Annotated in this window: 20 protein-coding genes; 9 read left to right on the forward strand and 11 right to left on the reverse strand. The window is 53.8% G+C overall.

Annotated features, from left to right (window positions below; genetic code table 11):
* The first annotated feature begins 50 nt into the window (after positions 1-50).
* Both K6958_RS18260 and K6958_RS18265 read left to right on the forward strand, forming a co-directional pair.
* A complete protein-coding gene (locus tag K6958_RS18260) occupies positions 51-851 on the forward strand; it encodes a histidine phosphatase family protein (protein WP_249892430.1) in 801 nt (266 codons plus the stop codon).
* A gap of 131 nt (positions 852-982) precedes the next feature.
* On the forward strand, positions 983-2,281 hold the full coding sequence (locus K6958_RS18265) for an OprD family outer membrane porin (RefSeq protein ID WP_249892431.1): 1,299 nt from the start codon (positions 983-985) through the stop codon (positions 2,279-2,281).
* A 77-nt stretch (positions 2,282-2,358) separates the two neighbouring features.
* On the opposite strand, the gene K6958_RS18270 is transcribed toward K6958_RS18265, so the two are convergent.
* Positions 2,359-2,997 (reverse strand): RpiB/LacA/LacB family sugar-phosphate isomerase, encoded by a 639-nt coding sequence (locus K6958_RS18270; protein ID WP_249892432.1) that lies wholly within the window; start codon positions 2,995-2,997, stop codon positions 2,359-2,361.
* A gap of 325 nt (positions 2,998-3,322) precedes the next feature.
* On the opposite strand from K6958_RS18270, the gene K6958_RS18275 reads away from it, so the two are divergent.
* On the forward strand, positions 3,323-4,507 hold the full coding sequence (locus tag K6958_RS18275; RefSeq protein ID WP_249892433.1) for an oligogalacturonate lyase family protein: 1,185 nt from the start codon (positions 3,323-3,325) through the stop codon (positions 4,505-4,507).
* A gap of 4 nt (positions 4,508-4,511) precedes the next feature.
* Positions 4,512-4,838 carry a cupin domain-containing protein gene (locus K6958_RS18280; protein WP_249892434.1) on the forward strand — a complete coding sequence of 109 codons (327 nt, stop codon included), beginning with the start codon at positions 4,512-4,514 and terminating at the stop codon, positions 4,836-4,838.
* A gap of 60 nt (positions 4,839-4,898) precedes the next feature.
* On the opposite strand, the gene K6958_RS18285 is transcribed toward K6958_RS18280, so the two are convergent.
* From K6958_RS18285 to K6958_RS18305, 5 genes are all read right to left on the reverse strand, one after another.
* Complete coding sequence (locus tag K6958_RS18285; RefSeq protein WP_249892435.1) at positions 4,899-6,224, reverse strand: c-type cytochrome; 1,326 nt, start codon at positions 6,222-6,224, stop codon at positions 4,899-4,901.
* 11 nt (positions 6,225-6,235) lie between these two features.
* Positions 6,236-8,017, reverse strand: a complete 1,782-nt coding sequence (locus K6958_RS18290; protein ID WP_249892436.1) for a GMC family oxidoreductase — start codon at positions 8,015-8,017, stop codon at positions 6,236-6,238.
* A 2-nt stretch (positions 8,018-8,019) separates the two neighbouring features.
* Complete coding sequence (locus K6958_RS18295) at positions 8,020-8,760, reverse strand: gluconate 2-dehydrogenase subunit 3 family protein (protein WP_249892437.1); 741 nt, start codon at positions 8,758-8,760, stop codon at positions 8,020-8,022.
* A gap of 692 nt (positions 8,761-9,452) precedes the next feature.
* Positions 9,453-9,632 carry a hypothetical protein gene (locus K6958_RS18300; protein WP_249892438.1) on the reverse strand — a complete coding sequence of 60 codons (180 nt, stop codon included), beginning with the start codon at positions 9,630-9,632 and terminating at the stop codon, positions 9,453-9,455.
* Between the two features lie 227 nt (positions 9,633-9,859).
* Complete coding sequence (locus tag K6958_RS18305) at positions 9,860-10,072, reverse strand: hypothetical protein (protein WP_249892439.1); 213 nt, start codon at positions 10,070-10,072, stop codon at positions 9,860-9,862.
* 61 nt (positions 10,073-10,133) lie between these two features.
* On the opposite strand from K6958_RS18305, the gene sbmA reads away from it, so the two are divergent.
* The 3 genes from sbmA to K6958_RS18320 all read left to right on the forward strand — a co-directional run bounded on the left by sbmA (position 10,134) and on the right by K6958_RS18320 (position 12,316).
* Entirely contained in the window at positions 10,134-11,360 is a 1,227-nt protein-coding gene (gene sbmA / locus K6958_RS18310; protein ID WP_249892440.1) for a peptide antibiotic transporter SbmA, read from the forward strand.
* 162 nt (positions 11,361-11,522) lie between these two features.
* Positions 11,523-11,765, forward strand: coding sequence for a hypothetical protein (locus tag K6958_RS18315; protein WP_249892441.1), 243 nt, complete (start codon positions 11,523-11,525; stop codon positions 11,763-11,765).
* Positions 11,762-12,316 carry a helix-turn-helix transcriptional regulator gene (locus tag K6958_RS18320; protein ID WP_249894730.1) on the forward strand — a complete coding sequence of 185 codons (555 nt, stop codon included), beginning with the start codon at positions 11,762-11,764 and terminating at the stop codon, positions 12,314-12,316. The genes K6958_RS18315 and K6958_RS18320 overlap by 4 nt, the downstream gene beginning before the upstream one ends.
* Here the strand turns inward: K6958_RS18320 and K6958_RS18325 are convergent.
* Entirely contained in the window at positions 12,309-13,946 is a 1,638-nt protein-coding gene (locus K6958_RS18325; protein WP_249892442.1) for a dihydroxyacetone kinase subunit DhaK, read from the reverse strand. The two genes, K6958_RS18320 and K6958_RS18325, sit on opposite strands and share 8 nt — an antisense overlap.
* Before the next feature lie 155 nt (positions 13,947-14,101).
* Between K6958_RS18325 and leuA the strand changes: the two genes are divergently transcribed.
* Positions 14,102-15,793 (forward strand): 2-isopropylmalate synthase, encoded by a 1,692-nt coding sequence (leuA, locus tag K6958_RS18330; RefSeq protein ID WP_249892443.1) that lies wholly within the window; start codon positions 14,102-14,104, stop codon positions 15,791-15,793.
* Here leuA and K6958_RS18335 read toward each other — a convergent pair.
* The 4 genes from K6958_RS18335 to gltP all read right to left on the reverse strand — a co-directional run bounded on the left by K6958_RS18335 (position 15,751) and on the right by gltP (position 20,916).
* Positions 15,751-16,539 carry an AraC family transcriptional regulator gene (locus K6958_RS18335; RefSeq protein ID WP_249892444.1) on the reverse strand — a complete coding sequence of 263 codons (789 nt, stop codon included), beginning with the start codon at positions 16,537-16,539 and terminating at the stop codon, positions 15,751-15,753. The two genes, leuA and K6958_RS18335, sit on opposite strands and share 43 nt — an antisense overlap.
* 161 nt (positions 16,540-16,700) lie before the next feature.
* On the reverse strand, positions 16,701-18,245 hold the full coding sequence (locus K6958_RS18340; protein WP_249892445.1) for a methyl-accepting chemotaxis protein: 1,545 nt from the start codon (positions 18,243-18,245) through the stop codon (positions 16,701-16,703).
* A 292-nt stretch (positions 18,246-18,537) separates the two neighbouring features.
* Complete coding sequence (gene murQ, locus K6958_RS18345) at positions 18,538-19,455, reverse strand: N-acetylmuramic acid 6-phosphate etherase (protein WP_249892446.1); 918 nt, start codon at positions 19,453-19,455, stop codon at positions 18,538-18,540.
* Positions 19,456-19,614: 159 nt separating this feature from the next.
* Positions 19,615-20,916, reverse strand: coding sequence for a glutamate/aspartate:proton symporter GltP (gene gltP / locus K6958_RS18350; RefSeq protein ID WP_249892447.1), 1,302 nt, complete (start codon positions 20,914-20,916; stop codon positions 19,615-19,617).
* Positions 20,917-21,426: 510 nt separating this feature from the next.
* Between gltP and acs the strand changes: the two genes are divergently transcribed.
* Positions 21,427-23,382: an acetate--CoA ligase gene (gene acs / locus K6958_RS18355; RefSeq protein WP_249892448.1), complete on the forward strand. Its 1,956-nt coding sequence runs from the start codon at positions 21,427-21,429 to the stop codon at positions 23,380-23,382.
* Positions 23,383-23,484 lie beyond the last annotated feature (102 nt).

Genomic DNA, 23,484 nt, shown 5'->3' on the forward strand with positions numbered 1-23,484 from the left:
GGTTTTTTTATGTGTATTGCATAACGACAGACGTTAATCAGGAAGATAAAATGATAAAGTTAATTTTTGCTTCATTATTAATATTAAGCAGCGCCACGGTTTTCAGTGCGGAAAAGGTGCCAGCGCCTGAAAAGAGCAATGAAGAACCTGTCACTATTTGGTTCGTTCGTCATGGCAAAACATTATTAAACACGCTGGATCGCGTGCAGGGATGGGCTGATTCTCCGTTAACCTCCGACGGTAAACGCGTAGCGGAATACCTTGGCGCCGGGCTAAAAGGCGTCACGTTTGACGCCTTTTATTCCAGCGATGCCGGACGACAGCGTGAGACGATGGGAATTATCGTGCGACAACTGGGCGTTAAACATTATCAACTGAACGAGTTAAGCGGCCTGCGTGAAGCCTGCTTCGGCAGCTTCGAGGGCGGTTTTAACCGGGACATGGCCGCCGCTGGCGCCCGTCAGCTAGGATTTAGCGGCCCTGATGTACTGTTCTCGCGCATGAAGGCTGGCACGTTAACAGTAGAAGCGTCAATGAACGCCCTGGCCAGCGCCGATCCCTCCGGGATGACGGAAAGCTATCAGCAGATAAAGCAGAGGACCCAGGCCGCGCTGCATACCATTATTAATAACGCGCTTATGTCACATCAAAAAAATATATTGGCTATTTCATCCGGCACGGCCCTGCAAATTATGATTTCCGATCTGACCGATAATCCACAAAAGAATAAGCCGTTGCCCAACTCGGCGGTGGTGAAGGTGGTTTATCATCAAGGAAAAATCGAAGTTACTGAAATCGGCACTATGAAATATATTGAAGCAGGTAAAAAAACATTACTGCCAACGCGTTAAGACTTCGCATTAACGGCTCTGCCTGACGTAATAATAAAAATTTCAATTATCGCTATTTTATCAGGGCTGATACGCCCTTGCCTTTTATTAAGACTATCGAGGGGAATATGAAAATAAAAAACATGGCTGTTATGGCATTAATATTTCCTGCGCTTAGCCTGGCGCAGGATAACAATAACGCATTATCGCATCCATTATTAAGCGATCCCTTTTTTAGCGACAGTTCACTGACGCTTTCGCTACGTAATTACTGGAAATACCTGAAAGAGGACGCCGCCAATCCTAAAACCGTACATGCCGCCTGGGGACAGGGTTTGACGCTGGACTATAAGTCAGGCTACTTTGCCGATCTTATCGGTTTCGATCTCTCTTACTATGGTGCGGTTAAACTGGGTGCCAGCGATTTTTTTGATACGCGCGGCATCCTGTATAAGGCGGGCCAGGAGAACAAAAAAGGCAACGCGCAGGGCTTTAGCAAATTCGGCCAGCGCTACGTTAAGCTGAAGTTGGGCGACGATAAGCTGAAAAGCGAAATGCATGGCGGTTGGGAAAGCCTGCCCAATTTTGGCGTGATTAACACATCCCTGCGTCTCTCTCCCATCACCTACCTTGGCTGGAATGGTGTTGCCGACCTCGGCGATATGCGGTTGCGCGCCGCATACGTCAGCCGTTCTATCGATCGCAGCTCGCCGCAACAGGTGCATTTTAAAACCAATAACGGTAAGGATATCGATCATATCGCCACCGGTGAAATCATTTATAGCGGCGACGGCCTAACGCTGAAGTACGGCATAGGCGAGAGTGATGGTTATCTGCGTCGGCAGCAGCTTTTTCTCAGCGGTGACGTTACGCCACATCTCTCCGTGGCTAGTCAGCTTTATCTGACCCGTGCGCTTGAGACTTATCGTGCGATGCCCGCGCAGCGGCGCGATTTTGATCGCGGCGCCAATCATTACGCGCTGGAAATGAGCTGGAAGCAGAATAAGTTCCGTTCCCGCTGGGGGCTGGGCTATACCCAGGCAGAGAAAAAAGATGCGGTGGGCTTCTATCCACGTCATATGAGTCGCCACTCCTTCGGCAACTTTATCTCTATGGCCAGCGCCGGCGACGATTACATGCGTGATAAAGAACTGATGGTCGCCACTATGACCGATTATCAGTTCACGCCAGAACTGCTGGCCGGCGTAGCGGCTAATGCCGGCAATATTCGTTACCAGGGATTAAATATACTGAGCGGAGAGATCAGTCTTTACAGCCGTTGGTCGCCATCACATCCGGCGCTGAAAGACCTTAGCGTATGGGTGATGTTTGGTCCGGGCTGGTCTTACAAGAATACAGGCCGCACGCCGCTGCTGCATAACGGCGACTACAGCCGTTCGCATACGCTGTCAGGCGAATTGATTATTGATTACCGCTTTAAGCTGCTGTAAAGCGTGGCGGAAGAGAATAATGAAGGGTTTATAATCAACTATCAGGCCAGCACGTGCTGGCCTGATGCGCGCGGGTATTAGCCCAGCACTTCACGAACAAAGTTTTCGATCTCTTTGTCCTGGCAGTTTTCAAAGAAACACTGCTGGAAGCGTTGGCCGCTGACCGCCGTTTTCACCAGTTCAGGATCAATAGCGCGCAGCGTATCAAGGTAGTTATCTTTTACCACCGCCGCTTTAACCTGGTTCAGAATACCGGCATTACGCACCTGTGGCTCTTTACGCTCCGGCGGATAGCCCTGGCCTTTTTCACCGCTAAAGGCTTTTTCAAAGATAAAGCGCAGGTTCAGCTCGGCACCCCAGCCAAAGCCCTTAGCGAAAGGCAGCGCCAGCGCGTTACCGTTATTGATCTGGGCGAACAGATAGGCATCCGCCGGATCGATGCAGTAACCACAGGCGACGCCCGGATGGATATTCAGCGACATCAGCGCGCCCTGCCCGGTGCCGCAGCCGGCGATAATAAAATCTACCGCTTTTGAATTCAGCAGAATGCTGGCCATAATGCCCAAATGAATATAGGTCAGATGATGATCCTGCTCATCGCTCATGCCCACGTTAAATACCGGATAATCCAGACCGTTAGCGACCTGCTGCAGTTCTTTTAGCACCACGGCGTTTTTTGCCGCCTGGCTGTTCTCCATCATCAGAGCAATTTTCATCGTTTGTCCTCTTGTTACTAGCGCGTTTCGGGCCGGTAGTCTGCTTTCAAAATTATGAAACAGCGTTTCATAATTTAATCTTAGCTGTTCCTTATAAAGATCGCTCTAACTTTTTGCTGTGACTATCTTCACATTCCTTCAGGGCCGCTGCTTTTCGTCCGTGCCTTTTGCGATCTAGTACACATTTTTGTACGGTCAGAAAAATAGTGTGATCCTTCTTACATTTTCTTCAGGCGACACTCGGCAAGCGCCACGAACCGGGTATGCTTTCAAAAATGTGAAACACCGTTTCATTTTCTATTAACCCCTCGCGGGAGGAAAAGCTATGGCCAAGGGGAGTCGTCTGCATCTGCCCTTCTATCGTTTTCAGGATGAGAAGACCGGTGCGGAAATGGTGCGCTTAACGCCGCCGGAAGTGTTATGCCACCGCAACTATTTTTATCAAAAGTGCTTCTTCAATGATGGCAGTAAACTGCTGTTTGCCGGTGAGTTTGATGGCAATCGCAACTACTATCTGCTTGATTTAAAACAGCAGCAGGCCACCCAGCTAACGGAAGGCGCCGGTGATAATACCTTTGGCGGCTTTCTTTCGCCGGACGATCGTTATCTGTTTTATGTTAAAAATGAACGCCAGCTGCGCCGTGTCGATCTGCAAACATTCGAAGAGGTAACGATTTATACCGTGCCGCAGGCATGGGTGGGCTATGGCACCTGGGTGGCGAATAGCAACTGTACCAGCCTGGTCGGTATTGAAATCGATCGCGAAGACTGGGAGCCACTCAGCGACTGGCAGGTTTTTAAAACCTTCTTTGAAAAGAATCCGCACTGCCGTCTGCTGCGCGTCAATTTACGCAGCGGGGAAGCGGAAACCATTCTCGAACAGCGGCTATGGCTGGGCCATCCTATTTATCGGCCTTTCGATGACCATACCGTCGCTTTCTGTCATGAAGGCCCGCACGATCGGGTTGATGCGCGCATGTGGCTGATTGATGAAAACGGCGACAATATGCGTAAGGTAAAAGATCATGCGCCAGGCGAAAGCTGCACTCACGAGTTCTGGGTGCCTGACGGATCGGCGCTGATCTACGTCTCTTATCATAAAGATCGTTCCGATCGCGAGATCTGCCGCTACGATCCGGTCACGCAGCATAATGAAGTGTTGATGACTATGCCCGCCTGCTCGCATCTGATGAGCAATCAGAACGGCACGCTGCTGGTAGGCGATGGCGCCGGTACGCCGGTGGACGTGCAGGATACTAAAGGCTACACCATTGAGAACGACCCAATGCTGTGGCTGTTTGATGTTGCGACACGTCGTCATCGCCCGCTGGCGGCGCATAACAGCTCATGGCGCGTGCTGGACGGCGATCGGCAGGTCACCCATCCGCATCCTTCGTTTACCCCGGACGACCGTCAGGTGTTGTTCACCTCGGATTATGAAGGGCAGCCCGCGCTTTACCTGGCCGCCATCCGCGCTGATTTTTTCAACCAAGCCGCAGATAAGGGATAAAGGTATGTTTACTTTCAGAGAACAAACCCAGGTTGACGATCTGGGCAACGGCGTGACGCGGCGTATCCTGGCGCACGGCGGCGGCATGATGGCGGTAGAAGTCACATTTGAAAAAGATGCGGTGGGTCCGTTGCATCACCATCCGCACGAGCAGCTCACCTACGTCCTGTCGGGGCGCTTCGCGTTTACTATTGATGGCGAAACGCACGAGGTCAGCGCGGGCGATACGCTGTACAAAAAGCCCGATGTAGTTCATGGCTGCGTTTGTCTGGAGCCGGGCGTGCTGCTGGATACCTTTACGCCACAGCGGGAAGATTTTATTAATCCCTGATAAAAAATAACGGCGGCGGCTCCTTGCAGAGATACGCCGCCGTGTCGCTACGGTTCAGCCTTAATGTTCAGCCTGCGGCAGCTTTTCAATATCGACATTGCCCTGCTGTTCGGTGACGAACGATTCTTTACGCACATCGGCTACATCATCGGCGGTAACCGGTTTCGCGGCCTGGTTGCCCCAGCTGGTGCGAATAAAGTTCACCACGTCAGCCACCTGCTTATCGTTCAGACGCCAGCCAAAGCCCGGCATCACGACGGTACTGGGTGCGCCCTGTACGCCCGGCAATGTGCTGCCGGTCAGTACGATATGGATCAGCGAGGTCGGATCGTCCGCCAGCACTACCGGGTTGCCGCGCAGCGCCGGGAAGAAACGCTTATAGCCACGCCCATCGGTACGGTGACAGGCGGCGCAGCTGTCAACATACTCCGCCGCGCCCGCTTTGCTGTCATCGCCTTTCCATAGCGCCTGCGCCACCGCATCATCCGGCTGGAAACCGGTCTGCGACGGATCTTTCGCGCCCAGCGATTTCAGGTAGCGTGCTATCGCCTTAATATCCTCATCGCTCAGATGCTGCAGACTGTGCTCTACCACTTCCGTCATGCCGCCGAAGGCGGCCGTGTCGTCGTTGCGTCCGGTACGCAGGAACTGCGCCAGATCATCCTCGCTCCAGCGCCCTAAGCCGTCACGGTTATCGCCGCGCAGGTTGCTGGCGGTCCAGCCATCAATCGGCGCATTGCTGCCGGCAAGATAATCACTGCCTTTCGCGTCGTTCAGCGCTTTTTCCTGCATGGTAATGCTGCGAGGCGTGTGGCAGGCGCCACAGTGACCCAAGCCTTCCACCAGATAACGCCCGCGCGCCAGTTCGGCATCCTCGCCCGCTTTCGGCTGAAACGCCTTCACATCCGGCGCGAAAATGCCACGCCAGATAGAGAGCGGCCAGCGCATCGACAGTGGCCAGGGAATATCGCTCTCTTTATTCTGCTGCGCGACCGGGGCCACGCCGTGCATAAAGTAAGCGTACAGCGCCTGCATATCCTCGTCGCTTACCACCGCGTAAGAGGGATAAGGCATTGCCGGATAAAGCGTATCGCCATTTTTTGCGATGCCGTGACGTACTGCTTTCTGGAAATCGTCATAGCTGTAGTCGCCGATACCGGTTTTTTTATCGGGCGTGATATTGGTGGAATAGATCGTGCCGATCGGCGTCGCCATCGGCAGACCGCCGGCAAACGGCTGGCCTCCTTTGCTGCTGTGACAGGCGACGCAGTCACCCGCGCGCGCCAGGTACTCGCCGCGCTTAATTAAATCGCCGCCCTGGTTATCAGCCGCCAGCGCGCCAGAGGCGGACGCCATCAGGCACAGCGCCAGTAATACCTTTTTCATCGCCATCATCCTTATGCCTGCACCAGCGGTCCGGGGTTTTTCAGATACTGTTCACGAATCGCCTTCGCCGACCAGTAAGTCAGCGCGGCGACCATACCGGTTGGGTTATAGCCCAGCCCCTGCGGGAAAGCAGATGCGCCCGGTACAAAAACATTCGGCACATCCCAGCTTTGCAAATAGCGGTTCACCGCGCTGGTTTGCGGGTCCTCGCCCATGATCGCACCGCCGTTCATATGCGTGGTTTGATAAACCGTGGTGTCGAAATGGGTGCCCTGCACTTTCGGCGCGCCGATAATCTCTTTCGGGTTCATCGCTTCGGCAATTTTGCGCATTTTGCCGTGCATAAACTGCGACATTTTGATGTCGTTGTCCTGCCAGTCGAAAGTCATGCGCAGCAGCGGCTGACCGAAGGCATCTTTATAGTTCGGATCCAGGTCAAGATAGTTGGTGCGGTAAGACTGGTGTGCACCATGCGCATCCATAGAAACGTGGTGCGTATAGTGATCGGCCACCGCCGCTTTCCACTTGCTGCCCCAGCCTGGCGTGCCCTGCGGCACCGGTAGGCCGGAAATCGGCTTTACGCCCGCCTGGTTCACCCAGAAAGGCGAACCGCCGACAAAGCCGTATTTGCCGTGGTCGAAGTTATCGGCGTTGAAATCATCCACGCCGACGCCAGCGCCGCCCGCGCCGATAAAGTTGTTGGTATGCACATCTTTACCGAAGAACGCCTTAATGGTGGAGATGTTCTGATAGGCAAAGTTACGGCCCACCACGCCTTCGTTGGTAATGGGGTTGTAAGGCTTACCGATGCCGGAAAGCAGCATCAAATGCACGTTATGGAACTGGAAGGCGGAAAGGATGACCAGGTCCGCCGGCTGCTCAACCTGACGGCCCTGCGCATCCACATAGGTGACGCCAGTGGCGCGCTTTTTATCGTCGGTGAGGTTAACGCGCAGCACATGCGAGTTATCACGCAGTTCAAACTTTGGTTCCTGACGCAGCGCAGGCCAGATATTGACGTTCGGCGACGCCTTGGAATACATGTAGCAGGCATAGCCACTGCAGTAGCCACAGAAATTGCACGGCCCCATCTGCGCACCGTAGGTATTGGTGTAAGGCCCGGAAGTATTTGCCGAAGGCAGATCGTAAGGGTGATAACCCACCGATTCCGCCGCTTTGGCAAACAGCTGGGCGGAATAAGTCCGCTTCTGCGGCGGCAGTGGGAAATCATCCGAACGATCGGGCGCAAACGGGTTGCCGCGCCCCTGGCCGACGACTTTGCCTTTGATGCTCCAGGCCGAGCCGGAGGTGCCGAATACCTTTTCCGCCTTGTCGAAAAACGGTTCCAGTTCGTCGTAGCTTACGCCAAAGTCCTGAATCGTCATCCCTTCCGGAATAAAGTTTTTGCCGTAACGCTCTTCGTAATGGCTGCGCATTCGCAGCTCAATCGGATCGACGCGGAAATGCACGCCTGACCAGTGCAGGCCCGCGCCGCCAGTACCGGTGCCGGGCAGAAAGGCCGCCAGCTGACGATAGGGCTGCGCGGTCTGAGAGGGGTTATGCCGAATGGTCACGGTGCTTTTCGACAGATCCTGGAACAGCTTTTTGCGTACGTTATAGGTGAGCTCATCAATCACCTGCGGGTAAGCGCCGTCCGGCCAGGTATCGCGATGCGGGCCGCGCTCCAGCGCCACCACATGCAGTCCCGCTTCCGTCAGTTCTTTTGCCATAATCGACCCGGCCCAGCCGAAGCCGACAATCACCGCGTCTACTTTTTTCATCTGGTTTGCCATGCTTATGCTCTTTCTCCACGAATCGATACCGCCGGGAAGGGATAACGCTCGCCGCGCTCCACCCAGTCCATAAAATCAGCGCGCGCGCCCGGGAAGCCGATTAGCTTCCAGCCCACCATGTGCTGATTGCCGCCGTGCAGCGGATCGCAGAAAAAGCCTTCGCGGGTATTTTGCAGCAGATAAGCAAAGAAAACTTTTGCCGGCAGCTGTTTAAAGCTCGCCTTGTTACTTTCAAAGTCGCCCAGCAGCGCGTCCTGCTGCTCTGGTGTCAGCGCGGCAAAGGCTTTGCCATGCTGCTGTTTCGCCCAGCCATCCGCTTCCGCAATGCCAAGACGATAAATCTGCTGCGGTACCAGCGGCAGTTGATAGCCCAGCTCTTTCGGCGCATCAGGATCGAACGGTCCCTGCATATACCAGTTGTTGCCGATGGCATACGGCGTATTCATCTGACGATCGATAAATTCAGGCACGCCCGCTTCCAGCGCGCCGGGCCCACGTTCGTCAGCCGGAATTAACCGGGCGACGGCCGCTTTGATAAAGGCGAATTCCTCAGCGGAAAACCAGACGGGCTGGTAATCGCGAGCGGTTTGCGGGCCGGCAGGCGGTGCGCTATCGGCAGCCTGTGCCTTATTGCTGAGCCCCAGTGCCCCAATTCCGGTGGTGCCCATCGCCACAGCAGGTGCCAGGGTGATGGTTTTCAGGAGAAAGTCTCTCCTGGAAGTGCTTGTTTTATTTTGCGACATGACATTGCCTTAGCGCTCGTGGGTAACGGCGCAACGATTAATCCTGGTTGTTATTTTAATCATCAGTAATTGAAGGATTTTTCCGGCAGCAAACCATTTGTTACCGGTAACAATGGCGCGCATTGTAACAGCTATTTGGTAAAATATTTAGCTTCGACAAACAAAAAATCTCAACTTTTTTAACATTAAGCTGACATCCTGGGAGCTGAAGCCCACCCGTACGAAAACGTACGCTACGTGTTTTTTGTACAACCAGCTATGGCCGTCGCGTAGTTCATCCGTGCAAAGGCAAACATGTGCAGCCCTGTTAACTTCAGGCGTTCCAGTAACGAACCAAAGCGTACTACTGCTGGCTGACCGGAATAGGCGTGAGCGCGCTGCCAGGGAAAGATTATGTTAATAGCGTCGAATATGCCAAAATTGCGCGACAGAGCGAAAACTGACGAAGGTGAATGGTCAGATAGAGGCGTGGAGTAGCGAGAATCGTTAAATTTAAACATGTTATATATAATATCACCTCTTTTCCGTTTAAAGGAAAAAGAGGTGATATTTAAAAGTTGTTAATATTGCTATATTTTAACGTTTAAAAGCGAGGGTAAAAGGCTGGCCCTGTCGGCTTATACCACGGCAGTACATTATTTATCGGATCAATCACAACATTAGGAGGTATGGTAATAGTTTTTCTACCATTATCATATGCGAGCCCCCCCCAAATAACTACCGACAGCGGAACCAACAGCCTGACCTCCTGGTATTTTAGTGACATGGCCGATCCCGCCCCCGATCAGCGTTCCTGTCAACTGCGCTATATCCCTGTCATTTTGAGATGCCCCAGTCACAATCTCAAGATCATTTTTATTTAACTTTTTCATTTTTATCTCCTCTATAAGATTTATACACAGCGGGCACTACGTTGAATATTATTGTTGCAATTAATGCAAACAATAATTTTATGAAGATATCGTCTATCTCCCGTAGTTTCTTATAAGAGGAAGGATCGGTTAGTAACATTACAAACAGAAAAAATAAATAATTAAAAAAAATCTCCCTCACCATTTTTCTCATCATCCATCCCTCTTTTTCATAAAAAATAACTTTATTAATTTTTATAGTCAATTTTTTTGATTTTTAATTTCGCAATTAATTGTTGATAATATATTATTTTATATCTTTTATAATTAAACGAATTATCGGGCTCTGATGCAGGAGGAAAGCTGGCCATACGCATTGTGTCACCCCAGTATTGTTCTATCTTCCACCTATTAGCTGCGCTGCGAGCAAGAGCATTCAGCGCGCTGTAACGGCTGCTCACAACCCTCCACAGACTGTTAACACCGCCCAGGCTATAACAGAGCTCTTTTCGTGGAGGGCTTATGTTTAGTTGTTTTTTCCCCAGGCCTGGGCTGTTTTTCAGTACGGCGGCACTGTTCAGCCTGGCCGCGATCGTTTGTTGGTTTACCGAAGCGAGCCAGCTGGTGTTTCATCTGGCGGCCTTCTCCGCCTGGGCCGGGCAGTCGCTACCCGATAATGCCTGGCGCTTTGTACAGCCCGGCGAGCTGTGGTTTTATCTCTATTTCGCCCTGATGACGGCGCTGTTCGCCACAGCCTGGTTTATCTTTAGCCCGCATCCGTGGCAGCGCTGGTCGGTGCTGGGCTCGGCGCTGATTCTGTTTATGACCTGGTTTGACGTGCAGGTTGGCGTGGCGATTAACGCCTGGTATGGGCCGTTTTACGACCTGGTTCAGCGTGCCCTAAGTCAAGCGGGCTCGGTCGCACTGGCGGCTTTTTATCAGCAGATCGGCGCTTTTCTCAGTATTGCGCTGATCGCAGTGGTGATCGGCGTGCTTAACGCCTTTTTTATCAGCCATTGGGTGTTTCGCTGGCGTACGGCAATGAACGATCGCTATATGGCGCACTGGCCGCAGCTACGTCACGTTGAAGGCGCTGCACAACGCGTTCAGGATGACACCATGCGTTTTTCCAGCACGCTGGAGGATTGGGGCGTGGGCCTGATCCAGGCAATTATGACGCTGGTGGCATTTTTACCGGTGTTGGTCACGCTATCGAAGCATGTCAAAAGCGTTTCCCTGCTGGGCGATATGCCATATGGGCTGGTAGTAGCGGCTCTGCTGTGGTCGCTGTTTGGCACCACGCTGCTGGCGCTGGTCGGCATTAAGCTGCCGGGACTGGAATTCCGTAACCAACGGGTAGAGGCCGCCTGGCGTAAAGAGCTGGTGTATGGCGAAGATGATCCTCAGCGTGCCGCGCCAGCCACGGTGAAAAAGCTGTTTAGCCGGGTGCGCTATAACTATTTTCGTCTGTGGTTTCACTACCTTTATTTCAACGTTACCCGCATTCTTTATCTGCAGGTTGATAATGTTTTTGGGGTGTTCATCCTGTTTCCGGCGATTATTGCCGGTACCCTAACGCTGGGGTTGCTTCAGCAGATCACCAATGTTTTCGACCAGGTGCGCGCCTCCTTCCAGTATTTAATTATGTCCTGGTCAACGCTGGTATCCCTGATGTCCATTTACAAACGCCTGCGCAGTTTCGAGCGCGTTATAGACGGTAAAGCCGACTCTGCCACGCTGGCTGAATAAGACAATAGAATTACGAGCCGCTACGCAGAATCGATAACTTATTCATTATCCACAGTCGTTTTGCTGTTACTGCCTCAGCAACTGTTCAAAAATAGCTCAGGAGCCGCCGATGTTGACAACCGTCAACATCGGCGGTAAATTAGCCTTTGTCCAGGATGGATAATGAAAAAGCATCCCAATAAACATGTTCAGGCCGCAATTGAGTATGCCTTGCTGTATGGCTGGCATTTTCGCCCCTCGAAAGGGCATGCATTTGGTCGACTGATCTGTGCGATACCCGAGCATAGCGAGCATCAAATCAGCATTTGGTCTACGCCGCGCGTGCCTGAACATCATGCGGAGCAAATCCGCCGCAAGGTAAATAGCTGTGCGGTTGATGTTGCGCCTCACATCAGGAGGAACTGATGGTTTATCACTTTACCCTCACGCTTGCCGGCGTGACTGCCCACACGCCAGGGCTGGAAGATGCGCTTTTTGAATGCGGCTGCGATGATGCCCTGCTCTGTTTTTACGGAAATACGGTTTACCTGGAATTCGATCGTGAAAGCAGCAGCTTTGAACAGGCGTTGCTGAGCGCTATCGCTGATATTGAAAACAGCGCGTTATCGGTACGCGTGGCGTCCGTTGATGCCACGCTGCTGGGCTTGAGCGATATTGCTCAACGCAGCCAGCTGTCACGTCAGGCGATTGCGATGTTAAAAGATGGCACGCGCGGGCCAGGTACGTTCCCGGCGCCGGTCCAGCGGCTTACCGGCTCTTCACCCCTGTGGCGCTGGGCCAGCGTCGCGCGCTGGCTGTATGAAAACGGCAAGCTCAGCGCTGAACTGGCGGAAAATGCCCAGATAATGGAAAACATTAATCTGGCGCTGACGCTACGAGCAACGCCGCAGCGCCAGTATGTGACGCAGCTGGCGGCACGCCTGGCAGAGCGCACCGAACCACGTGGCGTTATTTAAGCGCGGCGAACACCCGCTCAACGGCGTAAGCGCCCGGGTCCTTAACGCCGTTCAGGCTATCCTGATTCAGATAAGAAGAGCGGCCGGCCCTGGCGGCGCTCATGCTGGCCGTCGACTCGGCGCCCTGATGAGCGGCGGCGGCGGCCTCGTTTAACCCTTTCCCCTCGACCAGCGCCTGCAAAGCCGGCTCCAGCGCATCAACCAGCGTTCTATCGCCAATGCGCGCGCCACCGTAGTGTTTCATCCGATCCAGCCCGGCCATCAGCGCCTGCGGCAGAGGTTTGCCCTGTTCCAGCTGCTGTCCGGCCGCGGTAAACATAATCGACATTAATACGCCGCTGGAACCCCCCATTACCACCGCTAACTGTTCGCCCACCAGCGTTAACAAACGCGCTGGCTCATTGAAAGGCAACGCTTGTTGCTGGCTACCCTGTAAAATCTTGCGCGCGCCGGCGGCAAAGGTAGAGCCGGTATCGCCATCGCCCACTTTGGCATCCAGCTTATTCAGCTCGCTTTCAAGATCCACCAGCGTTTGACATACCTTATCCACCACACGCTGTACGGCGGCGTTGGCGGAAGGCTGCGCCTGCGGCGGACGCTTAATCTCTTCGCCTTTTATCGTTGAGGGCGCAACCAGCTGCTCTACGGTCTGCCAGCCGCTGGCCTCTACCGGCGCCTGCAGCGCACGCAGCCGTTCTTCATCCAGCAGTAGCGTCGTTAAAGAAAAACCTTTCATGTCCAGCGAGCTGACCAGCGTCGCCGGACCAATCAGATGGCTCAGTTGCTTTGCCAGGGGTGAACGCAATGCTTCCCGTGCCAGCACGCTCAGTTCCAGCATAGAGAAGCCGCCGAGGTTATTGATCAGTAGCAGCGCCTGTTTATCTTCCGGCACCTTTTCCGCCAGTTTTTCCGCCATGATCTGCACAATTTCCCGACTGTTCTGCGTTTTTAGCGTCGTCACGCCCGGCTCGCCGTGAATGCCCATTCCCAGCTCGCTTTCCCCTTCCGCCACACGATTATCCTGTGGCTCGCCGGGGATATGGCAGGTGGCAAACGCCAGACCGATACTGGCGGTATCCGCGATGGCCTGCTGGGCGCGCTGCGTGACCTCCTCCAGCGAAGCGCCCTGTTCGGCGTAGTAACCGGCCAGCTTATGAATCAATACGGTGCCGGCCAGGCCGCGCGGCTGCGGATTATCCGGCAGCGCAATATCATCTTTTACGATCGCCAATTCGACTTTGTAGCCCAGCGCGCGCGCCTTCTCCGCCGCCAGGCCGAAATTTAGCCGGTCGCCGGTATAGTTTTTCACGATCAGCAAACAGCCTGCTTCGCCGGTGACATTGATAATGGCGCTAAGCACCGCATCCACGCTGGGCGAGGCGAAAACATCGCCGCACACGGCAGCGGTGAGCATGCCTTTGCCTACAAAGCCCACATGCGCTGGCTCATGGCCGGATCCGCCGCCGGAAATCAGCGCTACCTTGCGCTTATCCCAGTCGTTACGCACCACTACGCGAATCCCCTCTCCAGCATCAAGCCGGCTCAGGTTATGGAAAGGCGTGGTCATTAACGCGCCTTCAATCGCTTCGTTCACCAGTTCGCTTTTTTCGTTCATGAAAAACTGACTCATGGTTTCCTCTCTGTGTTGACTCGCCCAGGCACAGCGGCGCAAAACGTTAACTGTAGTTGAAGCTGTCAGGGATTCGACAGCGAATGTCAGTTATGCAGGCGCATGCAGCGGTTAATTGCTGAAAAATGAACAGACCAATTACCAGGGAGGCCTGTATGCTGCAATATCCAAACGAAAAGTATCGCCCTTTCACTCCAATATCGCTGCGCGATCGCCGCTGGCCGGAACACGTTCTGCAACAGGCGCCGCGTTGGTTATCTACCGATTTACGCGACGGTAATCAGGCGCTGGCGGAGCCGATGGACAGTGAACGTAAGCTGCGTTTCTGGGAGCTGTTGTTGCAGTGCGGCTTTCGTGAAATAGAAGTGGCGTTTCCATCCGCGTCACAAACGGACTTTGATTTTGTGCGCCAACTGATTGAAGAGGAACGTATTCCCGAACAGGTCACGATTCAGGTACTTACTCAGGCGCGTGAGGATCTGATTGATCGTACGTTCGATGCGTTACGCGGCGCAAAGCGCGCCACCATACATCTGTATAACGCCACAGCGCCACTGTTTCGCCGCGTGGTTTTCAGACAGAGCCAGGAGGAGATTATTCATCTGGCTGTGAGGGCGACGCAGCGTATTCGGCAACATTGCGAAGCACACCCCGAAACCAGCTGGAGCTTTGAGTATTCGCCAGAGACCTTCTGTTTTACCGAAGCGGAGTTTGCGCTACAGATTTGCGAAGCGGTCGCAGATGTCTGGCAACCCTGCGCCGAGCGCCCCATGATCGTTAACCTGCCTGCTACCGTTGAAGTCAGTACGCCTAATGTTTATGCCGATCAGATTGAACATTTCTGCCGTCACTTTACCTGGCGTCAGGCGGTATGCATTAGCGTTCATCCTCATAACGATCGGGGAACCGGCATCGCCTGCGCGGAGCTGGCACTGCTGGCCGGAGCGGATCGTATTGAAGGCTGTCTGTTCGGTAACGGTGAACGTACCGGAAACGTCGATCTGATTACGCTGGCATTGAATCTTTATACTCAGGGCATCGCGCCGGAACTGAACTTTAGCCAGATGGATCAGATTATTGAGGTGGTCACAGAGTGCAATCAGCTGCCGGTCCATCCACGACATCCCTATGCGGGAGAACTGGTGTTTACTGCTTTTTCCGGTTCGCATCAGGATGCCATTAAAAAAGGTTTTGCCGCGCGGCAGCCTGGCAGTGCCTGGGAAATACCCTATCTGCCACTCGATCCGGCAGATATTGGACGCAACTATGCGGCGATTATTCGCGTTAATAGTCAGTCCGGCAAAAGTGGGGCCGCCTGGATGATTGAACAAAACCATGGTTTGGCGTTACCACGCGCGCTTCAGCAGGATTTTAGCCAGCGCGTACAGTACGAGAGCGATCGCAGCGGCAAAGAGATGACCTTATCGTCGCTGTGGCAGCTATTCCGCCATGCCTATGGTTTACACGATACAATGCCACTACTCTTACACAGTTATAGCACACAAAGCGCCGCCAGCGGTGAGCTGTTGCTTAGCGCCGATCTAATGGTAAAAGGTAAATTAATTGCGGTGACAGGACACGGTAATGGCCTGCTCTCTAGCGCCGTCGATGCGCTACGCAGTGCATTCCATCAAGAGTTAACCATCCTGGACTATCATGAACATACTCTGGGCCAACATAGCGATAGCCGTTCTGCCGCTTATCTGTGCTGTACACTGGCTGACGGCAGCGTAACCTGGGGCGTAGGGATCGATCAGGATGTGGCTCGCGCATCGCTTCAGGCGTTACTCCATGCCTCGGCGGCTCAGCTTTTCTCTGCGTCGCAGCCTGAGTCTGAAAGAAAATAATCACTGGGCGTGCTGCCCATAATACGGCGGAACATAGCGCTGAAAGCACTGGGGCTGTCATAGCCTAGCTCCAGTGCCACGGTCGTTACCGGGTCGCCTTGCGCCAGACGGATCAACGCGGCCATTAATCTTGCCCTTCTAACCCACTCGCTAAAATTCAGGCTGGTTTGCTGGTAGAAACGGCGTGACAGCGTGCGTTCGCTCACACTCAACTGTTGCGCTGCTTTTTTTACCGTCCAATTCTCGCCTGGCTGCGCCTGTATTTGCTGACAAAAAGTTATTAACGCGCCGCTCTGCGGCTGCGGCAAATAAAATGGCAAAGCGGGCAAAACACGAATTTCATCAAGAATTAATTCATAGATACGCTCAGTACGACTGCCAGGGAGACAGGACTCTGGCAGCGATAGTGCGCTGACAATTAGCTCACGAAGCAGCGGAGAAATCTGTACTACCTGACAGCTGGCCGGCAGATCGGCACGGGCTAAGGGATCGATAAACAGCGTGCGCGCCGCCACTTGCCCTGTAATATCAAGAGCGTGTTGCGTACCTGCGGGTAGCCAGACGCCACGGCTGGGCGGCACTACCCAGTTGCCAAACCGGGTATGTACCCGAATCACGCCGCTTAACGTATGGATAAGCTGGGCACAGCTGTGATAGTGGAGAGGCTCTCTGTCGCCGTGTTGGTAGTCGTGCGCCAGCGGCACTAACGGACGGGAAGCGAAAGAGAAATCGATCTGTTTAGTCATTATGTCATGCAAGATTGCAGGAAAACATTACCTTAGCATTTCCTTCTACGTAGATGCATCAGGCTGACGGCATAACCGGAATTCAACCAAATGCCGCTGCCCGGATCACGGACAGATAAAAAGAACGCCCAAAACGCCGGGCAGCGCGCCCGGCGCAGGGATTAACGGAAAACGCTAATCGCTTCGACCAGACGCGTGGCCTGGCGCGTCATACGCCCTGAGGCTTCAGCCCCTTCCAGTACGCGCGCCGCGTTTTGATGGGTGATATCGTCTAGATTTTCTACCGCCAGGCTGACCTCACTCAGGGCGGTCGCCTGCTCTGCCGTGGCGGCGCTAATCTGACCAATCAGCGTGGAAACATCCTGTACCCGTTCTACAATCTCCTGCATGGTACTGCCGGTCTGATTAACCTGCCCGGTGCCGGTTTCCACCCGCAGCACGCTGGTTTCCACCAGCGTTTTGATTTCGCTGGCCGCTTTGGCGCTACGGCTTGCCAGGTTACGCACCTCGCCAGCCACGACTGCGAACCCTTTGCCCTGCTCGCCGGCCCGCGCCGCCTCAACCGCCGCATTCAATGCCAGAATGTTGGTCTGAAAGGCGATGCTGTCGATCACGCTGATAATACTGGCGATCTTTTTCGAGCTTTCCGCAATCTCGCTCATGGTATTAACCATTTCGCGCATCGACGCACCGCCTTTTTTCGCCGCCTCGCTGGTGGTGATGGAAAGCTGATTGACCTCTGATGCGCTCTCTGTATTGCTTTTTACCGTGGCGGTCATTTCGTTCATGGTCGCTGCGGTTTGCTGAACGTTGGCGGCCGCCTGCTCGGTACGCTGACTCAGCTCATCGTTACTGCGCGCCATCGCATCGCTGGCGCTCATCACATTAATCGCCTGTCCGCTGACATCATCCACCAGCCAGCGAAACATCAGGCCAAGCTGGCCGATGGCGCGCAGCGTGGTGCCGACCTCATCTACCCGATCCATCAAATCAACTTTATGGCTATTGCCGGTGGCAACGTTAAGCGCCTGCTGACAAACCCGCTCAAGCGGTCGGGAGATCTGCTGCTCCAGCCAGGCGCTGGCCAGCAATAACAGCAGAGCCATGCCAACGCTGAACATGCCCAGCACGCCCGCCGTCACACCCAATGCCCAGACGCCAGCAATCGTTAACGGCAGCAGCGCCAGCAGCGTAGAGCGAATGCGCCAGCGTAGCGGCATGGTCTTGAAAACAGAACGCCAGCGTCGCCAGCCGCTGTAAACCAGCAGACCCTGATGCAGTCTGCGGCCTTTATGACGCCCGGCACGAAAATCACCGTACAGCGCTTCCGCCTCATCAATTTCCGCTTTGGTCGGTTTGGTTCGTACCGACATATAGCCATGCGCGGCGCCGTTACGCATCACCGGAATAGCATTCGCCCGAACCCAATAGTGGTCGCCATTCTTACGCCGGTTCTTTACCAGCGCCGTCCAGGGCAGGCCCTGCTTCAGCGTGGTCCACATATCGGCGAAGGCTTCAGGCGGCATATCCGGATGCCGCACCATATTATGCGGCTGGCCGTTGATCTCATCTGGGGTAAAGCCGCTCACATCAATAAACGCATCGTTGGCATAGGTTATGTAACTGTTAAGGTCAGTAGTCGACATCAGCGTCGCGTCATCGCTAAACGCAAACTCCTGATGTGTGACGGGTTGATTGTTACGCATGAAATAATTCCTTGAACGAGGCACAAAGCCAGATGCGGTGAATAGATTATATTTTTTATAATTACGGCATTTCACAGGCAGATCTTTAGCGGGGAAAAAGCGGTTTATTTCAATGCAGGTCGCGTTTTAAGCATTACGCCTGGGGCATGCTGAAAAAAGCAGCATAAAAAACCCGGTTAATCAAAACCATAAATTTTTATTTAGAGTAAAAAAATAAATGTTTAAAAGATTAAAAAGCGAGGGATCGGGCAGCTAACCTTTTGGGCCTGTCGGCTAGCCGCCTGGTGGGGAATTACGGTTGTTGAGCCAACGCTTGCTGCAGCGCCTGACGAATGAAGCCCTGATTCTGCGCCAGCAAACGGATAGCCTCGGGCGCTGATAACTGCCCCATCACCATCAGGATGGCGGTTTTGCAATGGCCGTCGCAGGCCGCCAGCGCCGCCCGTGCCGTGTCCGCGTTACAGTCGGTCGCCTGCCTGACGATGTTAATCTGACGCTGCACCAGTTTCTGATTGGTGGCTTCCACATCCACCATCAGATTACCGAACACTTTTCCGCTGCGGATCATCGCGCCGGTGGTCAGCATATTTAACACCAGCTTTTGCGCCGTTCCGGCCTTCATGCGCGAAGAGCCGGTAACCACTTCCGGCCCGACAACCGGCGTTAAAGCAATCTGCGCCACGCGCGCCATCTCGCTGTCAGGGTTACAGGTCAGCGCAACGGTCATAGCTCCCTGACGTTGGGCATAGGCCAACGCGCCCAGCACATAGGGCGTACGTCCGCTGGCGGCAATGCCGACCAGTACATCTCGCTCGGTAAACTGAAGAGCCTGTAAATCCGCCGCGCCCATTTCCGCCTTATCTTCCGCGTTTTCCACCGCCTGTAAAATGGCCTGATGTCCGCCGGCTATTAACCCGACTACTTGCTCACGCGGTGTGCCGAAGGTTGGCGGGCATTCACTGGCATCCAGAATACCCAACCGTCCGGAGGTGCCTGCGCCGCTGTAAATCAGGCGGCCTCCGCGTTGAAACGCGGCGGTAATCGCATCGACCGCCTGCGCTATCTGCGGCACGATAGCCTCGACGGCCAGCGCGACCTTTTTATCTTCATTATTGATAACGCGCAGCATCGCCTCCGTCGTCAGTTCATCAATGTTTTCACTGGCCGGATTGCGGCTTTCAGTGATCATACGTGACAGATCGAGACTCATAGCAACTCCCTTTTAAACCTGATGCAGGAAACCGATTTTAACGCCCTATAATGAGCAACCTACCGCTGGAATGGAACAGTGCATGCCATAACGCTTTGCGGCAGGCAAAAAAAAGCCGCCCGGGCATGATGCCAGGGCGGCGTTAAAGCTAATAGCAACTTAGCGCGCGGTTTGTATCCGCAGCTGCTGCTCATATTCTTCCGCCTGAGCGTTATCGAACTGGTTTTCCCACTTGGCAATAACCAGCACCGCCAGCGCGTTGCCCACCACGTTCAGCGCGGTACGCGCCATATCCATGATGCGGTCGACGCCAGCGATAAACGCCAGACCTTCCAGCGGGATGCCAACGCTGCCCAGCGTTGCTAACAGTACCACAAACGAAACGCCCGGCACGCCGGCAATACCTTTTGAGGTCACCATCAGCGTCAGCACCAGCACAATTTCATCCATCAGCGACAGGTCGATGCCGTACAGCTGAGCGATAAAAATTGCTGCGATGCTTTGGTACAGGGTGGAACCGTCCAGATTGAATGAGTAACCGGTCGGCACCACAAAGCTGGTGATGGCTTTCGGCGCGCCGTAGGCCTCCATCTTCTCCATGATGCGCGGCAGCACCGTTTCGGAACTGGAAGTAGAGTAAGAGAGGATCAGCTCATCCTTCAGAATGCGCATCAGCGTGGTAATTTTCAGCTTACAGAGACGCGCCACCGCGCCCAGCACCACAAAGGCGAAGAACAGGATAGCGGCGTACACCAGCAGCACCAGCTTCGCCAGCGGCCACAGCGAGGAGAAACCGAAGTTGGCGATAGTCACAGCGATCAGAGCAAACACGCCTACCGGCGCATAGCGCATGATCATATGCGTCACTTTAAACATGGTTTCCGACACGGAGCGGAACACTTTCACCAGCGGATCACGATGTTCTGACGGCAGCGATGAAAGCCCCAGACCAAACAGCACTGAGAAGAAGATAATCGGCAACATATCGCCCTTGGCGATCGCCGCGAAAATATTCTGCGGGATCAGCGACAGTATGGTAACAACCAGGCTGTGCGCCCCACTCTGTACCTGTTCAGTCGTCGCTTCATATTTAGAGATATCCACCGTTGCCAGCGTCGACATATCAATGCCGGTGCCAGGCTGGAAAACATTCGCCAGGGTAATCCCTACCACGATGGCAATGGTGGTAATCACTTCAAAGTAAACAATTGTTTTAACGCCGATACGTCCCAGTTTCTTTGCGTCGCCTACACCAGCAATACCCACCACTAAGGTAGAGATAACAATAGGCACAACAATCATCTTGATCAGATGAATAAAGATATCACCGGCGGGCGAGAGGATATTGGTGATTAACCATTCACGATCCTCAGGCTGATTATGCAAAATCGCACCAACGATGACACCCAGCACCAATGCAATCAGTATTTGCCAGGCAAGGCTGATTTTAAAACCTTTCATAGTGTTTCATTTCCTTAACAAACCCTGATTCCGCCTGAGAAGCGCGGACGCTGACACATATAAGGGAAATGGACAAAGTCCGGTAAAATCGAGGGTCATTGATGGTATTACCCGGAAAAGGGCCGTTGATAAGTACCATTATCGACGGGCGAAAAGCAACCTTTGCGACTCTCCGTTTCGTCTGATTGCGTTATCGCACGATAAATGCCTTTAGGTTATCGATTCACTAACTCTATGTTCTAAAAAGTAATATAGGGTATATTTTTAGCATAGCTATGCATTAACGGGCCGATATCGTTTGCTGATTTTTTCAACAATTCATCGCGCTATTACCTACACTTAATCAGACAATAAGAGATTATTTTTTGCCATCTGGCTGATAAAAACCCTGCACTTTTCATCGCGTTTACTATTCCCGTGATCTGTCGCGCAAAAAAGAAACAAAGCGCTGCTCCTCGCTGTCTTTAACCTTTGATTGACATATCATTAACAACTTCAAGGAGATCAGCCATGAGCCAAATAATTAAGCATCCCGTTCCCGCCAGTATTGCGGAAAATACCCTGATTAATGCAGAACAGTACCAGGCAATGTACCAGCAATCGGTACAGGACCCCGATGCGTTCTGGGGCGAGCAGGGCAAGATACTGGACTGGATTAAGCCCTACAGCAAAATAAAAAACACCTCTTTTGCCCCCGGAAATATCAGTATTCGCTGGTATGAAGACGGCACGCTGAATTTGGCCGCTAACTGCCTTGACCGGCATCTGCACGAGCGTGGCGATCATCCGGCGATTATCTGGGAAGGCGATGACGCCAGTGAAAGTAAAACCCTGACTTATCGCGACCTGCATCGCGAGGTTTGCCGCTTCTCTAACGTCCTTAAAGAACTGGAAATCAAAAAAGGCGATGTGGTGGCGATCTATATGCCGATGGTGCCGGAAGCGGCTATCGCCATGCTGGCCTGCGCACGTATCGGCGCGGTGCATTCGGTGATCTTCGGCGGCTTCTCGCCAGAGGCGGTGGCCGGACGTATTATCGATTCCAGCGCGAAGCTGGTGATCACTGCGGATGAAGGCATCCGTGCCGGCCGCACCATTCCGCTGAAGAAAAACGTCGATGACGCGCTAAAAAATCCGGGTGTGACTACCATTAATCATGTGGTGGTACTGAAGCGTACCGGTAATGAGATTAACTGGCAAAATGGACGCGACCGCTGGTGGCACGAGCAGATGAACAGCGCCTGCGCGCATCATCAGCCGGAAGAGATGAACGCCGAAGATCCGCTATTTATCCTTTATACCTCCGGCTCCACCGGCAAGCCGAAAGGCGTGCTGCACACCACCGGCGGCTACCTGGTCTACGCCGCCACCACCTTTAAATATGTGTTTGATCATCACCCCGGCGACGTGTACTGGTGTACCGCCGACGTCGGCTGGATTACCGGTCACAGCTATCTGGTCTACGGACCGCTGGCCTGCGGCGCAACCACGCTGATGTTTGAAGGCGTCCCCAACTGGCCGCAGCCAAGCCGCATGGCGGAAGTGATCGATAAACATAAGGTCACGCTGCTGTATACCGCGCCTACCGCGATTCGTGCTTTGATGGCCGAAGGTGATAAGGCGATTACCGGCACCAGCCGCGCTTCGCTGCGTATTATGGGCTCGGTCGGCGAGCCGATTAACCCGGAAGCCTGGGAGTGGTATTACAAAAAAATTGGCGACAGTCGCTGTCCCATTGTTGATACCTGGTGGCAAACCGAAACCGGCGGTTTCATGATTACGCCTCTGCCCGGCGCCACCGAACTGAAGCCGGGGTCGGCTACCCGTCCTTTCTTCGGCGTTCAGCCCGCACTGGTGGATAACGAAGGGCATTCGCAGGAAGGCGCCTGCGAAGGCAACCTGGTGATCGTCGATTCCTGGCCGGGCCAGGCGCGCACCCTGTTTGGCGATCATGAGCGCTTTGAACAGACCTATTTCTCCACCTTTAAAAATATGTACTTCAGCGGCGACGGCGCGCGACGTGATGAGGATGGCTATTACTGGATCACCGGCCGCGTGGATGATGTATTGAACGTCTCCGGCCATCGCCTGGGTACCGCTGAAATCGAATCTGCGCTGGTTTCCCACGCCAAGATCGCCGAAGCGGCCGTGGTCGGCATCCCTCACTCAATTAAAGGCCAGGCGATCTATGCCTATATCACCCTGAATCACGGCGAGGAACCCTCTCCCGAGCTGTATACGGAAGTGCGCAACTGGGTGCGTAAAGAGATCGGGCCCATCGCCACGCCGGACGTGCTGCACTGGACCGATTCACTGCCTAAAACCCGCTCCGGTAAGATTATGCGGCGTATTTTGCGCAAAATCGCCACGGGCGATACCAGCAATCTGGGCGATACCTCTACGCTGGCCGATCCTGGCGTGGTGGAAAAACTGCTCGAGGAAAAACAGGGGATTACCATGCCATAGCCGACGGGCGGCTCACGGCTGCCCGGCGTAGTCAGCAAGCGATACGGCTAGATCTTCCAGCCGCTAAAAAACAGACGTCATAACACGATAAAAAATCCTGTG

The sequence above is a fragment of the Mixta hanseatica genome (assembly GCF_023517775.1).
GTDB classification, from domain to species: domain Bacteria; phylum Pseudomonadota; class Gammaproteobacteria; order Enterobacterales; family Enterobacteriaceae; genus Mixta; species Mixta hanseatica.